The sequence below is a fragment of the Aerococcus sp. L_32 genome (assembly GCF_050689315.1).
The window spans coordinates 1-521 of sequence record NZ_JBOEQF010001262.1; the positions used below are offsets into that span (position 1 = coordinate 1).

General features: G+C 37.0%; 1 protein-coding gene. It reads left to right on the forward strand.

What is annotated here, in order from left to right:
* Positions 1-521, forward strand: a 521-nt coding sequence (locus ACRCJ0_RS19230) for an O-antigen ligase family protein (protein ID WP_431391823.1), incomplete at both ends; no start/stop codon positions are given.

Sequence of the window (521 nt, forward strand, 5' to 3'; positions counted from 1 at the left end):
CATATGTCTTGTTAGGCGTTCGTTGGGATTTCACAAGAAAGCAAGTGCTAACTACCGGAAGTATCGTCTTAACACTAGCCATACTCGCTTTTGCTTTCGTCCCGCCGATTAGAGGGATGGTTACTGATTTAATTTATATTTTACCTAGACCAGTAATTTCTGGAGATGTGGGTAGGATGAACATGTGGCGAAACGGGTTAATGTACTTAGGTAAGACTTTCGGTCTTGGTGTAGGTGCTGGTAATATAGAAGTGTGGATGGAGACATTTGGACCATTACCAACCAATAATATCTTTAATATTCACAATTGGTGGTTAGAAATACTTGTGGGCTATGGCGCCTTTATATTTATCGCCTATGTCTTAGGATACGCCTTAATGATATATCGTCTATTCAATTTGAAAAAATTTGTCAATAGAATGCACCAGAAGATTATGAATGCATTCATTTCATTTTTACTTGTTTTTATTGGTGCAAGTATCACAAGTGCTAATAATATGTTAATTGAATGGCATTGGGTA